The 13595-nt window shown below is 74.8% G+C and carries 12 protein-coding genes; 5 read left to right on the top strand and 7 right to left on the bottom strand.

All coding sequences use genetic code 11. The features are described from left to right. Positions 1 to 17 precede the first annotated feature (17 nt). From D5H75_RS18060 to D5H75_RS18030, 7 genes are all read right to left on the bottom strand, one after another. On the bottom strand, positions 18 to 1025 hold the full coding sequence (locus D5H75_RS18060) for a sugar phosphate isomerase/epimerase family protein (protein ID WP_119927648.1): 1008 nt from the start codon (positions 1023 to 1025) through the stop codon (positions 18 to 20). 118 nt (positions 1026 to 1143) lie between these two features. Next, positions 1144 to 2343 (bottom strand): Gfo/Idh/MocA family protein, encoded by a 1200-nt coding sequence (locus D5H75_RS18055; protein WP_242454337.1) that lies wholly within the window; start codon positions 2341 to 2343, stop codon positions 1144 to 1146. Next, positions 2340 to 3401, bottom strand: coding sequence for an ABC transporter substrate-binding protein (locus tag D5H75_RS18050; protein WP_119927647.1), 1062 nt, complete (start codon positions 3399 to 3401; stop codon positions 2340 to 2342). The genes D5H75_RS18055 and D5H75_RS18050 overlap by 4 nt, the downstream gene beginning before the upstream one ends. Positions 3402 to 3458: 57 nt before the next feature. Next, on the bottom strand, positions 3459 to 4622 hold the full coding sequence (locus D5H75_RS18045) for an ABC transporter permease (RefSeq protein ID WP_242454336.1): 1164 nt from the start codon (positions 4620 to 4622) through the stop codon (positions 3459 to 3461). Beyond that, positions 4619 to 6157 carry a sugar ABC transporter ATP-binding protein gene (locus tag D5H75_RS18040; RefSeq protein WP_242454335.1) on the bottom strand — a complete coding sequence of 513 codons (1539 nt, stop codon included), beginning with the start codon at positions 6155 to 6157 and terminating at the stop codon, positions 4619 to 4621. Before D5H75_RS18040 ends, D5H75_RS18045 begins: the two co-directional genes overlap by 4 nt. A 51-nt stretch (positions 6158 to 6208) precedes the next feature. Beyond that, positions 6209 to 7396 (bottom strand): ROK family transcriptional regulator, encoded by a 1188-nt coding sequence (locus D5H75_RS18035; RefSeq protein ID WP_202638269.1) that lies wholly within the window; start codon positions 7394 to 7396, stop codon positions 6209 to 6211. 509 nt (positions 7397 to 7905) lie between these two features. Next, entirely contained in the window at positions 7906 to 8571 is a 666-nt protein-coding gene (locus D5H75_RS18030) for an Rv1352/Rv1906c domain-containing protein (protein WP_119927645.1), read from the bottom strand. 265 nt (positions 8572 to 8836) lie between these two features. Here D5H75_RS18030 and D5H75_RS18025 point away from each other — a divergent pair, with 265 nt between their 5' ends. From D5H75_RS18025 to D5H75_RS18005, 5 genes are all read left to right on the top strand, one after another. Beyond that, positions 8837 to 9421, top strand: coding sequence for a P-loop nucleotide/nucleoside kinase family protein (locus tag D5H75_RS18025; protein ID WP_119927644.1), 585 nt, complete (start codon positions 8837 to 8839; stop codon positions 9419 to 9421). 185 nt (positions 9422 to 9606) lie between these two features. Next, complete coding sequence (locus tag D5H75_RS18020) at positions 9607 to 9921, top strand: hypothetical protein (RefSeq protein ID WP_119927643.1); 315 nt, start codon at positions 9607 to 9609, stop codon at positions 9919 to 9921. A gap of 336 nt (positions 9922 to 10257) precedes the next feature. Next, a complete protein-coding gene (locus D5H75_RS18015) occupies positions 10258 to 11298 on the top strand; it encodes an NAD(P)-dependent alcohol dehydrogenase (protein ID WP_119927853.1) in 1041 nt (346 codons plus the stop codon). A 193-nt stretch (positions 11299 to 11491) separates the two neighbouring features. Next, a complete protein-coding gene (locus D5H75_RS18010) occupies positions 11492 to 12901 on the top strand; it encodes a sensor histidine kinase (protein ID WP_242454334.1) in 1410 nt (469 codons plus the stop codon). 3 nt (positions 12902 to 12904) lie between these two features. Next, on the top strand, positions 12905 to 13558 hold the full coding sequence (locus tag D5H75_RS18005; RefSeq protein ID WP_119927642.1) for a response regulator: 654 nt from the start codon (positions 12905 to 12907) through the stop codon (positions 13556 to 13558). The last annotated feature ends 37 nt before the right edge of the window (positions 13559 to 13595 follow it).

Here is a 13595-nt window from a genome sequence, read left to right as displayed (position 1 = left end):
GTGCGGGCGGCGCCCGGTCAGCCCTTGGAGAAGGCGGCGTCGAAGGAGGTGGACGGGGGTTCGATGGCGTTCAGGGCGCGGATGAAGGCCAGGGACTCGGGGGCGCCCTGGAGGCGGTCCATGCCGGCGTCCTCCCACTCGATGGAGATGGGGCCCTGGTAGCCGATGGCGTTGAGGGCGCGGAAGCAGTCCTCCCAGGGCACGTCCCCGCGCCCGGTGGAGACGAAGTCCCAGGCGCGGCGGGGGTCGGCCCAGGGGAGGTGGGAGGAGAGGCGCCCGCGCCGCCCGTCCGCGCGCCTGATCCGGGTGTCCTTGCAGTCCACGTGGTAGATGCGGTCGGCGAAGTCGAGGATGAAGTTCGCCGGGTCCACGTCCTGCCAGACCATGTGCGAGGGGTCCCAGTTGAGGCCGAACGCCTCCCGCCGGTCCACCGCCTCCAGCGCCCGCGTGGTCGTGTGGTGGTCGTACGCGATCTCGCTGGGGTGCACCTCGTGGGCGAAGCGGACGCCTTCCCGGTCGAAGACGTCCAGGATGGGGTTCCAGCGGTCCGCGAAGTCCTGGTACCCCGCCTCGATCATCGCGGGCGGCACCGGCGGGAACATCGCGACGGTGTGCCAGATCGACGAGCCTGTGAAGCCCACCACCGTGGTCACGCCGAGCCGCGCCGCCGCCCGCGCGGTGTCCTTCATCTCCTCGGCGGCCCGCCGCCGCACCTCCTCGGGGTCGCCGGAGCCCCAGATCCGCGCCGGGAGGATCGCCTCGTGGCGGGCGTCGATGGGGTGGTCGCAGACGGCCTGGCCCACGAGGTGGTTCGAGATCGCGTAGACGCTCAGGTCGTACTTGGCCAGCGTCTCCCGCTTGCGCGCCACGTAGTCGTCCTCGGCGAGCGCGCGGTCCACCTCGAAGTGGTCGCCCCAGCAGGCGATCTCCAGCCCGTCGTAGCCCCACTCGGCCGCGAGCCGGCACACCTCCTCGAACGGCAGGTCCGCCCACTGGCCGGTGAACAACGTGATCGGTCGTGCCATGTCCTCATACCTCCACAGATCTTCCGTCGTCCGGCCCCGTTCCCGGTACGGCTCCCGCCCGCCCCCGCCGGGAGTACGGCTCACGCCGCACGCGGGGCGCGAGCCGTACCGGGTGGGGTCAGCCGGGGACGGGGGTCCAGCGGCTCTCGTTCGCGGCGCTCTCCTCGACCGCCGCCAGGACGCGCTGGACCTGGAGCCCGTCGGCGAACGAGGGGAGGGGGTCGGCGCCGGCGGCCACGGCCTGGAGCAGGTCGGCGGCCTGGTGGGTGAACGTGTGCTCGTAGCCGAGGGCGTGGCCCGGGGGCCACCACGCCCCCGCGTAGGGGTGGCCCGGCTCGGTGACGAGGATCCGCCGGAAACCCGCCTCGGCCGCGTCCCCGGCGTGGTCGTGGAACCACAGCTCGTTCATGGACTCGAAGTCGAACGCCAGGCTGCCCAGCGACCCGTTGACCTCCAGGCGCAGCGCGTTCTTGCGCCCGGCGGCGAACCGCGTGGCCTCGAACGACGCCAGCGCCCCGCCCCGGAACCGCCCGATGAACAGCGCGGCGTCGTCCACGGTCACCTCGCCCCGCCCGGTCCCCTCCGGCAGGGGGCGCTCCCTGACGAAGGTCTCGGTGATCGCCGAGACCCCGGCGAGCAGGTCGTCCGTGACGTACTGGGCCGCGTCCACGATGTGCGCGCCGATGTCGCCCAGCGCGCCCGAGCCCGCCCGCTCCCGCCGCAGCCGCCAGACCAGGGGGAAGGCGGGGTCCACGATCCAGTCCTGGAGGTACTGCGCGCGGACGTGCCGGATCTGACCGAGCCGCCCGGCCCGCACCAGTTCCCGGGCGTACGCCAGGGCGGGCACGCGCCGGTAGTTGAAGCCGACCATGGAGCGGACGCCCCTGGCCCGCGCCCGGCCGGCGGCCTCGGCCATCGCCTCGGCCTCGGCCACCGTGTTCGCCAGCGGCTTCTCGCAGAGCACGTGCCGCCCCGCCTCCAGCGCGGCGATCGCGATCTCGGCGTGGCTGTCGCCCGGCGTGCACACGTCCACGAGCTGGACGTCGTCGCGGTGGACCAGGTCCTTCCAGTCCGTCTCGACCGCGGCCCAGCCCAGCTTCGCGGCGGCGGCGGTGACCCGGGCGGCGTCCCGGCCGGACAGCGCGGCCATGACCGGGCGCAGCGGCAGGTCGAAGAACGCGGCGGCCGAGCGCCACGCCTGGGAGTGCACCCGGCCCATGAACGCGTACCCGACCATGCCGACGCCGATCCGCTCCGCGTCCTCCCCGGCCGCCTCCGGCCGTACGGCCGGGCCGGGGTCCCCGATGACCGGGCTCACGATTCGAAGCCCAGCGGCAGATAGGCGTCCACGTTCTCCTTGGTGATGGTCTCGGAGGCGAGCGTGATCGACTGCGGCACCTGGTTCTCGACCAGGTCGCCCATGCCCTTGCCCTGCGCGATCAGCCGGGCCAGCCGGATCGCCGACGACGCCATGGTGGGGGAGTAGGTCACGGTGCACTCCAGCACGCCGCCGGCCTTGATCTCCCGCATCGCGTTCGCCGACCCGGCGCCGCCGACCATGAAGAACTCGTTCCGCCCCGCCTGCTTGATCGCCGCGAGGACGCCCACGCCCTGGTCGTCGTCGTGGTTCCACAGCGCGTCGATCTTCTTGTGCGCCTGGAGCAGGTTGCCCGCGACCTCGTTGCCGGTCTGGACCGTGAACTTGGCGTCCTGCTTGGCGGTCACGCCGAAGCCGTACGACTTGAGCGCGTCGGCGAAGCCCTTGCTGCGGTCCTGGGTGAGCGGGAGCGTGGCGATGCCCTGGATCTCCACGATCACCGGGTTGGACACGCCCTTGTCCTTGAGCTTCTTGCCGATGTAGTGCCCGGCCGCGACGCCCATGCCGTAGTTGTCGCCGCCGATCCAGGTCCGGTACGACAGCTTGTCGGGGAAGACGCGGTCCAGGTTGACCACCGGGATCCCGGCGTCCATGGCGCGGCGGGCGACCTGGTTGAGCTGCTCGCCGTCGTTGGGGAGCAGCACGAGCACGTTCACCTTCTGCTGGATGAGCGACTCGACCGCGGAGATCTGCTGGTTGATGTCGTTGGTGGGCTCGACCGGCCGGAAGGTCACGTCGGAGTACCTCCCGGCCTCCGCCTGGGCGTTCTTGGCGATCGCCGCGATCCAGCCGTGGTCGGCGGCGGGCGCGGAGAAGCCGATGGTGACCTGCTTGCCGGGCTTGTCGTTGTCGCTCCCGGCGGCCGGGGCCTGGGAGGCGGCCGGCTTGCTCGCCGCGGGCGGCTCGTTGCTGGTGCAGGCGGTCGCGAGCGCGCCGGCGCCGACGACGGCCCCGCCGAGCAGGAATCCCCGGCGGCCGAGCGGACCGTTCTCGGGCATGGTCTCTCCTACAGATCAGGGGGTTCGGGGGTTCGGGGGTGGGATGGGCAGGGAGGGTCAGGGACTGCGGGAGCCGAGGCCGCGCCGCTGGAGCAGCACGGCGACGACGATGATCAGGCCCTTGGCGATGAGCTGGTCGCTGGTGTTCAGGCCGTTGAGGATGAAGAGGTTCGTGATCACCGTGAAGATCAGCAGACCCAGGATCGAGCCGATGATCGTGCCCTTGCCGCCGGTCAGCAGCGTGCCCCCGATGATCACCGCGGCGATGGCGTCCAGCTCGTAGAGGTGGCCGTGGGTGCTGGAGCCGGTGGTCGTGCGCGCCATGATGATGACCGCCGCGATGCCGCAGCACAGGCCGGAGAGCCCGTACAGCAGGACCGTGTGCCGCCGCACGTCGATGCCCGCGATGCGCGCCGCCTCGGGGTTGCCGCCCACGGCGTACGTGCGCCGGCCGAAGGTGGTGCGGTTGAGCAGCACCCACCCGGCGGCCACGACCGCCGCGAACACGTACACCACGAGCGGGATGCCCAGGACCCGTCCGGTGGACAGGTCCACGATGGCCGAGTTCTCCGGCCGGACGAGCTGGGTGCGCCGGTCCGACATGCGCTGCGCCAGCCCGCCCGCCGCGACCATCATGGCCAGGGTCGCGATGAACGGCACCACGCGGCCGTACGAGATCAGCAGCCCGTTCACCAGCCCGGTCCCGGTCCCGACGAGCAGCGCGCAGATCACCATCACGACCGGGCCGTACGACTGGGTCGCCAGCGTCGTCGCCCACACCGAGGCCAGCGCCATGATCGCGCCGACGGACAGGTCGATGCCGCCGCCGATGATCACGAAGGTCATGCCGACGGTGATCACGCCGATCGTGGCGGCCAGGGACAGGATCGTGACGAGGTTGGAGTACGTCGCGAAGGTCTCCGGACGGGTCGCCAGCCCGACGAGCGCGAGCAGCACCAGCGCGGCCACCAGGCCGAGGTGCCGGACCTCGCCCGCCCGGGCCAGCAGCGGGAACCGCGCCAGGGCGGGGAGCTTCGCCGACCCCGACGCCGACCCCGACGCCGACGCCGACGCCGCGTCCGTACGGCCTGCGGGCGCGGGGCCGGGTCGCTCCCCGGGCGGGGAGCCGGGCTGGACGCCGGGGCGGTCGGCTCGTCCGGGGGCGGACGTGGGGGCGGAGGCGGGGTCGCGGCCCGCGGCGTCGTTCGCGGCCTCGTTCACGAGAGGCTTCCTTCCATGATCATGTCCAGGACGCGGTGCTCGTCGAGGTCGCGCGCGTCCGCCTGGTGGATCACCCGGCCCTCGCGCACCACGAGCACCCGGTCGGCGAGGCCCAGCACCTCGGGGACCTCGCTGGAGACCAGCAGCACGCCGAGCCCCGCGTCGGCCAGCCGCCGGATCAGCGCGTACAGCTCCGCCCGCGCGCCCACGTCCACGCCGCGGGTGGGCTCGTCGAGCAGCAGCAGCCGCCGCCCGTTGATCAGCCAGCGGGCGAGCACGGCCTTCTGCTGGTTGCCGCCGGACAGCGTCTTCACCGGCCGCCGCGCGTCCGCCGGGCGCACGTCCAGCGCCGCGATCTGCTCCGCCGCGTCGGCCAGCGCCCGCCGCCGGTCCAGCCACCCCAGGCGGCTGTAGCGGGGGAGCCCGGCGAGCGTGATGTTGTCGGCGAGGGAGTCCTCCAGCAGCAGCGCCTGGCTCTTGCGCTCCTCCGGCGCGAGGCCCATGCCGAGGCGTACGGCCCGCGCCGCGCTGCCCGGCCGTACCGGCCTGCCGTCCAGCAGGACGCGCCCCGCCGAGGGCCGCCGCAGGCCGTACACCGTCTCCAGGATCTCCGTGCGGCCCGAGCCGACCAGCCCGGCCAGCCCCACGATCTCGCCCGCCCGGACCGAGAACGACACGTCCGCGAACTCCCCGGGCACGGTCAGCCCCTCGACCCGCAGGATCTCCGTCCCCAGGCCGTCCGCCTCGGGGTCGCGCCCCCCGGCCTCCGGTACGGCGGGGCGGGGGCGCCTCGGCGGGAAGACGTACTCGACGGAGCGGCCGGTCATCAGGCGCACGATCTCCGGCGTCGGGGTGGTCGCGGCGGGCAGCCCGACCGCGACCGTGCGGCCGTCCTTGAGCACCGTCACCCGGTCGCCGATCTCGCGGATCTCCTCGAGCCGGTGCGAGATGTAGATCACCGCGACCCCGGCGGAGGTCAGCTCGCGCACGAGCCGGAACAGGTTCGCCACCTCGTCGTGGGCCAGCGCCGCCGACGGCTCGTCCATGATGATCAGCCGGGCGTCGTGCGACAGCGCCCGCGCCATGCTGACCACCTGCTTGCCCGCCGGGGACAGCCGCTCGACCAGCCGGTTCGGCGGGATCTCCGGGTGCCCGAGCCGGGCCAGCAGCTCGCCCGCCGCCCGCGCGGCCTCCCGGCGGCGGACGAACCCGTAGGACGCCCGCTCGTGCCCGAGGAAGACGTTCTCGGCGACCGAGAGGCCGTCCACCAGGTCGAGCTCCTGGTAGATCGTGGCGATGCCGAGGCGCATCGCGGCGGTCGGGCCCGCCAGCCGTACGGGCTCGCCGCCGAAGCGCACCTCGCCCTCGTCGGGCTGGTGCACCCCGGAGAGCACCTTGATCAGGGTGGACTTCCCGGCGCCGTTCTGGCCGAGGAGGCAGTGCACCTCGCCGGCCTCGACCTCCAGATCCACGCCGTCCAGGGCGCGTACGCCGGGGAAACGTTTGGTGATGCCGCGCATCCGCAGGAGCGGCACGGGGGCCTCCGGGGGATCGTCGGCCGGCCGGTGCCCCGGCCGGCCGGGGTGTCAGTCGACGGAGAACACGTGGTCGCTGATCAGCCGGGTCGCCCCCACGACCCCGGCGGTGCCGCCCAGCTCGGACAGCACGATCGGCAGGTTGCCGGTCGCCAGCGGCAGCGACCGGCGGTAGACGACGCTGCGGATCTCGGCGAGCAGCGTGTGGCCGAGCCCGGCCACCCCGCCCGCGATGATCACGAGCCCCGGGTTGAAGAAGCTCACCAGCCCGGCCAGCACGAGCCCGACGCGCCGCCCGCCCTCGCGCACCAGCCGCACGGCCGCCGCGTCCCCGGCCGCCGCCGCCTCGCCCACGTCCGCCGCGGTTAGCGTCTCGCGGGTCTCCAGCCGTTCGGCGAGGTACGGCGACTGCCCGCCGCGGGCGGCGGCGAGCGCGTCGCGGGCGAGGGCGGCGCCGCCGAAGTACGCCTCCAGGCAGCCGGTGTTGCCGCAGGCGCAGGCCGGGCCGAAGTCGTCCACGCGGATGTGGCCGATGTCGCCCGCGCTGCCGGAGACGCCGCGGTAGATGTTGCCGTCCACGACGATCCCGCAGCCCACGCCCGTGCCGATCTTGATGAGCAGGAAGTCGGCGACCTGGCGGGCGAGCCCGGCGTGCAGCTCGCCGAGGGCCATGATGTTCACGTCGTTGTCCACCAGGGCCGGGCAGCCCAGTTCCTGGCTGACCGCCTCCCGGACCGGGAACCTGTCCCAGCCGGGCATGATCGGCGGCGCGACCGGGACCCCGTCGCGGAAGCTCACCGGTCCCGGCACGCCGACGCCGACGCCGTGCACCTCCTCGGCGAGCCCCTGCGCGCGCAGCTTGGCGACCATCTCCATCGCCCGGTCCAGCACCGCCGCCGGGCCCTGGCGCACGTCGCACGGCTCGCTCGCCGTGCCCAGCACCTCCAGGTCGCCGCCGGTCACCGCCACGTCGATGGAGGTCGCGCCGACGTCGATGCCGACGAAGCGCAGCCGGGGCGACAGCCGTACCAGGCCCGACCGGCGCCCGCCCCGCGAGGCGGCGAGCCCGGACTGCTCGGCCAGCCCCAGCGCGACCAGCCGGTCCACCTCGACCGCGAGCTTCGAGCGGGACAGCCGCACGACGTCGCCCAGTTCCGCGCGGGAGCGCTCGCCGTCGCGCAGCAGCCGGAGCAGCGCCGCCTGATGCCGGTTCTCGGGTCGCACCGTCAACCTCTTCACGCCGTCCCTCCGTCATCGCGGGGACTTCCGGGTGCGCCGAACGTAGCCCACCTTTCGCCGCGGCGGAAGACCCATTTCGTCGCTGAGTCGCGAACTTTCGCATCCAGCAGGACAAAGTGCGTGACGCGCGTCACAAGAAGTGGATCGATCCCCTGAGCGGGCGTGCGAGGGACGGGTGACGGGCGCGCGGGAGCCGCACCCCGGGCCACCACCCGGCACGCCCGCCCGGGGACGGGCGCGCGCGGGAGCCGCCCTCGGTTCACGGCGAGGAGGTGGCCGGCGTCCCAGGGGCCGGTGAGCGTGGCGGCGGAGTCGCCCGGGGTGGTGGCGGGAGCCGGGGCCGCCGGGTGGCGGGAGCCGGGGTCGCCGGGCGGCGGGGTCGCCGGGTCGCGGTGGCGGGAGGGCGCCCGCGCCGTGCCGTACGGCATGAGCCCGCCGCGGCGTGGGGCGTCGTCAGCGGGGTGCGTGGCGGTGGAGGGTGCTCGCCGGGGCGTGCGGCCGCCCGAGGGTCAGCGGAGGGACCAGTCCTGGCAGCCCATGGACTGGAAGGCCTTGTCGGCGGGGTCGATGGTGATGGTCTGGGGGCCCTTCTGGTAGCCGTTGGCGATGATGTCCGAGGCCTGGCCGCTCACGCCCTTCAGGCGGGCCCAGTAGCACGCCGGGCTGCCGGAGGCCGGGCCGGCCGACGCGTAGGTGCCCGCCTGGACGTCCTTGCCGACGAGGAAGATCCCCTCCCCGCGGATGGTGCCGGTGGCGGGGCTTCCCGCGTCCGGCTGCTGTTGGGCGGGCTGCCGCTGGACCGGCTGCTGCTCGGCGGGTTGGCGCTGGGCGGGCTGCTGCGCGGGCTGGTCCTGGACGGGGGCCTGGTCGGCGGGGTACTGGCCACCGGACTGGTCGGCCGGGGGCTGGTCCTGGGCGGAGGGGTCCTCGGCGGGGCCGGCGAACTCCGTGACCGTGACGGTGGGGGCCGCGGCGGCGTTCTGGCCGAGGGCGGGCGCGCCGACCATGGCGCCGAGGATGAGGCCCAGGAAGAAGCAGACGACCCCCGCGCCCCCCGCCACCAGCACCAGGATCGACCCCGGCGGCTTGCGCCGCTCGTCCTCGGGGCCGGGCCCGGCGCCGCCCGGCTGGTAGTAGACGGTCTGCCGGTACGGGCTGTGCGGGGGATGGCTCATGGTTCCTTCTCCGGCTCGACGGATACCGCCGCCGGTCGCCGGCGCGGATCCCGGTCGCGGCCCGGGGCGACGGCTCGTGGCGGCGCACTCCGCGCCCCCGGCCGCGGTCGCCCGGCGCGAGCCGGAGTGATCATCCCACACGCGATCTCGCCCCTCAACGCGAGAAGGCCCGCCCGCGCGGCCACCGCTGGACCGAGCGTAGACCCCGCGTCCCGGTCGCAGAAGGGGCGCGGAGGAGCCGGGGATCCGGCAGGATGGGTGGATCATGGGGAATGGGAAGCCCGCGGAGGTCTGGGTGGTGTCCGGGCCTCCGGGCGCGGGGAAGACGACCGTCGCGGCGATGCTGCTGGAGCGGCTGCGGCCGGTGCCGGCGCTGCTGGACAAGGACACCGTCTACGGGGACTTCGTGGCCGCGACGCTGCGCTCCCACGGGCGCGACCCGGGCGAGCGCGAGGGCCCCTGGTACGACGAGCACATCAAGGCCCACGAGTACGCCGGGCTGACCGCCACCGCCCGCGAGATCCGCTCCCACGGCTGCCCGGTCCTGCTGTCCGGCCCCTTCACCGGCCAGGTCCACGACGCCGCGCGCTGGCGCTCCTGGGTGGCCGATCTCGGCGGCGACCCCGTCCGCCTCGTCTGGGTCCGCAGCGACGCCGAGACCCTCCGCGGCCGCCTCACCGCCCGCGCCTCCCACCGTGACGCCGGCAAACTGGCCCGCTTCCCCGAGTTTCTCCGCGCCGTCCGCGTGGACGAACCCCCGGCCGTGCCCCACATCGAGATCGACAACCGCCTGGCCGCCCCGCCCCTGACGGCCCAGCTCGACCGCCTCCTCCCCGCCCCGCCCTTCTGACGGGAAACCGCTCGCGGTGCTAGGGTCCCGGCCATGACGCGTGAGCGAGCGGTGGGACCCGCCGGCTTCGGGTAGCGCCAGGAGACACCTGGCGGTGCCGTCCCAGGGAGCCGCTGTGTCCCGCACCGCCCACCACATCGACCGTCCTCGCCCGGGCCGGCCTCAGGGGAGCCCCCTGGCGGTCGGTGACGATCACCGACCTGCGGTACGGCGCCGCGTGCCTGCGGCGGGCGTGCCGCGCCGGCCATCGCCCGCGCCCGTCGTCCCTCCGCCACAGGGCCGAGGTCCGCACCTGGGCCAGGGCTCACGTCCGCGACCGCTCCGTCGCCCGACGGGCGCGAGTCCAGGAGCGCCAGGAGCGCCGCCGCGTGCGCCACGCGCTGGACCAAGCCCGCCGCCGGATCAACGCCGCCCGCGGAAGCCACCTCGCCTCCGGCCCCCTCGGCGACATCGACGTCCCCCCGACCCGCCACCGCCACAACGCCGTCTGGCAGTACTGATCCCCACCTGGCAGTACTGATCCCCACCGCGCCTGGTGGTCCCGCCCCCATCGCCCAGGCGGACGTGCCGTCCGCCGCTCGCCCAAGCGGACGGCCCGCCCATCCCCGTGCCGTGATCTTGCGATTTCCGGCACCCCCGGGGGCACCGCCTGAGGCCCCGGGGTGGGTCTGCGTGGTGCGGAATCGCGATCACGCGGGGTTGCCGAGGTGTTGGAGGTGGCCGGGGCCGGGGCGTTGGCGCGGGTGGATCCGGGGAAGGGGGTGGGGGAGCGTGGTCGCCGGGTCGCAAGGGGAGCCGGCGGGAGACAACGGGGGGAGCGCGCCGTGAGCGAGCGGATGAAGGCGGTTCAGTACCGGGGGGCGGGGGCGGAGCCCGTGGTGGTGGAGGTCCCCAGGCCGGTCCCGGGGGCGGGGCAGGTGCTGCTGCGGGTCACGGCGGCGGGCGTCTGCCACTCCGACATCGCGGTGATGAGCATCCCCGACGCCCAGTTGCCGTTCCCGCTGCCGCTGACCCTCGGGCACGAGGGCGTGGGCACCGTGGCCGAGGTCGGCGACGGGGTGACGGGGGTGCAGGTGGGGGAGGCGGTCGCGGTCTACGGGCCGTGGGGGTGCGGCCGCTGCGCCGAGTGCGCGCAGGGCAAGGAGAACTACTGCCTGAACGCCCGCCGCCTGGGGATCTTCCCGCCGGGGCTGGGCGCGCCCGGCGCCATGGCCGAGTACATGATCGTGGACAGTGACCGCCACCTGGTCCCGCTCGGCGACCTCGACCCGGTCGGCGCCGTGCCCCTCACCGACGCGGGCCTCACCCCCTACCACGCGATCAAGCGCTCCCTGCCCAAGCTCGTGCCCGGGGCCACGGCCGTCGTCATCGGCGCCGGCGGCCTCGGCCACGTCGCCATCCAGATGCTCCGCGCGCTCACCGCCGTCCGCGTGGTCGCCCTGGACGTGAGCCAGGAGAAGCTCGACCTGGCCCGCGAGGTCGGCGCGCACGAGGCGCTGCCCTCCGACGAGGGCGCCGCCGCCCTCGTCCGCGACCTGACCGGCGGAGTCGGCGCCCAGGCCGTCTTCGACTTCGTCGGCGCCACCCCCACCGTCGCGATCGCCGGCGCCTGCGTCGCGATCGAGGGCGACGTCGTGATCGTCGGCCTCGGCCCCGGCCGCCTCCCGGTCGGCTTCGGCGCGCTGCCGTACGAGGCCACCGTCACCTCCCCCTACTGGGGCAGCCGCGGCGAACTCATCGAGGTGCTCGACCTGGCCCGGACCGGGCTGGTCTCCGTCCACACCGAGACCTACCCCATCGACGACGCCCCCGTCGCCTACCACCGCCTCCACGAAGGCCGGATCCGCGGCCGCGCCGTCATCCTCCCCGGCGCCTGACCCTCCCGTACGGCCGCGCGCCCGCCGCCCGCCGCGCGCCGCGCGCCGCGCGCCCGCCGTACGGCATGGCGTCCGGGTCCCGCCGGACGCCCCGCCGTACCGCGCCATCCCCGGCGGGGGTGGGGCTGGGCGCACCCCGGGGCGGGGGGTGGAGTCATTCCGGCGGGGCCGGGGCGCGGTTCATAGTTGGGGCATGTCTCCTCGGGCGCGGGCGCTGGCCCTGCTGCTGATGAAGCCGGCCGAGCTGCTGGTCGGACTGCTGTCGGTGCCGCTGATCATGTTGCACTTCACGCTGGGGATGGTGTTCCTGCTGGGACCGGTCACGCGGGTGCACCGGGGCGTCACCGCGCGGATGCGCGAGCTGTCGGAGCGGTGGTGCGGCGTGCCGATCGCGCCGCCGTACCTGCCGGAGCCGCCGCCGCCGGTCCGGCAGCCCGACGGGTGGTACCGCAAGGACCGGTCGCTCTACAGGACGCCCTTCTGGCCGCGGTGGCAGGCGCGCCTGGAGTGGCGCATGTCCGACGCCGGCACCTGGCGCGACCTCGTGTGGTTCCTGGTGGACCCGGTGGTCGGCGGGATCCTGGCGCTGGCGGCGGTGGTGGGCGGCCGGCGGGTGCTGCGCTGGCACGGCCTGTGGTGGCGTTCGCTCCTCGGGCCGACGCGGGGGCAGGCGATGCGGGCGCGCCTGCGGCGGCTGGCCGGCGCCCGCGCGCAGGCCACCGACCAGCAGGCCGCCGAGCTGCGGCGGATCGAGCGCGACCTGCACGACGGGGCCCAGGCGCGGCTGGTCTCCATGGGCATGACGCTCGGCGCGGCCGAGGACCTGATCGATCGCGACCCGGCCGCCGCCAAGGCGCTGCTCGCCCGCTCCCGCGAGTCCTCCGCCAAGGCCCTTGCCGAGCTGCGGGACCTGGTGCGCGGCATCCACCCGCCGGTGCTGGCCGAACGCGGTCTCGCCGACGCCCTGCGGGCCCTGGCCCTGGACAGCCCGCTCGACGTCGAGGTGACGGCGGAACTGGACCGGCGCCTGGAAGCGTCCGTGGAGTCGGCGGCCTACTTCGCGATCGCCGAGGCGCTGACCAACGCGGCCCGGCACGGCGGGGCGGCCCGCGCCTGGGTGGACCTGCGCCTCGCCCGGGACTCCCTGCGGATCGTGGTCACCGACGACGGGGACGGCGGCGCGGACCCGGCCAGGGGCAGCGGCCTGCGCGGCGTCGAGAAGCGCCTGGCGGCCTTCGACGGCGTGCTGGTCGTGAACAGCCCCGAGGGCGGCCCCACCATGCTCTCGATGGACCTGCCCACCTCCCGCCCCGGCCCTGAGCGCGACGAGATCAGGCTCACCACCCGGGAGAAGGTCGCGATCGCCGCCGGCTGGAGCCTGGGCTGGCTGCCGCTCTTCCCGCAGGGACTGGTCCCGCTGATCCTGAAGCTCTCGGGGAGCGAGGACGAGATGGGCTGGGCGCTGGCCTTCCACACGCCCGAGCCGTTCCGGTCGGCCATCATCGTCCTCATGATCGCCCTGGGCCTCGGGCTCTACGGGATGGCCGTCTCCGCCCCTATCCTGGCCAAGCGCAGGAAGCTGTACGGCGGGGCGGAGGGCTGACGGGTGCGGGTGGTGCTGGCCGAGGACCTCTACCTGCTGCGCGACGGCCTGACCCACCTGCTCCAGGCCCACGGCTTCGAGGTCGTGGCGGCGGTCGAGAGCGGCCCGGAGCTGGTGGCGGCCCTGGTGGGCCACCGCCCCGACGTGGCCATCGTGGACGTGCGGCTGCCGCCCACGTTCACCGACGAGGGACTCCAGGCGGCGCTCCAGGCCCGCGCGAGGATCCCCGGCCTGCCGATCCTGGTCCTGTCCCAGCACGTCGAGCAGCTCTACGCCCGCGAACTCCTCGCCGACGGCACCGGCGCGGTCGGCTACCTGCTCAAGGACCGCGTGTTCAACGCGGCCCAGTTCGTGGACGCCGTCCGCCGCGTCGCCGCCGGCGGCACCGCGATGGACCCCGAGGTCATCGCCAAGCTCCTGGCCAGCAACGCCCGCAGCGAGCCCCTCGGCCGCCTCACCCCGCGCGAGCGCGAGGTGCTGGAGCTGATGGCCGAGGGCCGCTCCAACGCCGCGATCGGCGCCCGCCTCCACCTCAGCGAGAGCGCCGTCGGCAAGCACACCGCGAACATCTTCGCCAAGCTCGGCCTGGCCCCCTCCGACGACGACAACCGCCGTGTCCTGGCCGTCCTCGCCCATCTCAACGGCACCCGCCCCTGAGACCCCGAGGCCCCGCCGGCGGCGACCCGTACGGCGC

The organism is Bailinhaonella thermotolerans (assembly GCF_003594875.1).
In the GTDB taxonomy this organism is placed as follows: Bacteria; Actinomycetota; Actinomycetes; order Streptosporangiales; family Streptosporangiaceae; genus Bailinhaonella; species Bailinhaonella thermotolerans.
Note: the sequence above shows the minus strand (reverse complement) of the source record. Positions and strands in the feature narration are given on the sequence as shown.

Excerpts from the sequence above, each read along its gene's own strand:
- D5H75_RS18060 (WP_119927648.1), bottom strand. The coding sequence starts at position 1,025 with ATGGCACGACCGATCACGTTGTTCACCGGCCAGTGGGCGGACCTGCCG.
- D5H75_RS18025 (WP_119927644.1), top strand. The coding sequence starts at position 8,837 with ATGGGGAATGGGAAGCCCGCGGAGGTCTGGGTGGTGTCCGGGCCTCCG.
- D5H75_RS18015 (WP_119927853.1), top strand. The coding sequence starts at position 10,258 with ATGAAGGCGGTTCAGTACCGGGGGGCGGGGGCGGAGCCCGTGGTGGTG.
- D5H75_RS18010 (WP_242454334.1), top strand. The coding sequence starts at position 11,492 with ATGTCTCCTCGGGCGCGGGCGCTGGCCCTGCTGCTGATGAAGCCGGCC.
- D5H75_RS18050 (WP_119927647.1), bottom strand. The coding sequence starts at position 3,401 with ATGCCCGAGAACGGTCCGCTCGGCCGCCGGGGATTCCTGCTCGGCGGG.
- D5H75_RS18030 (WP_119927645.1), bottom strand. The coding sequence starts at position 8,571 with ATGAGCCATCCCCCGCACAGCCCGTACCGGCAGACCGTCTACTACCAG.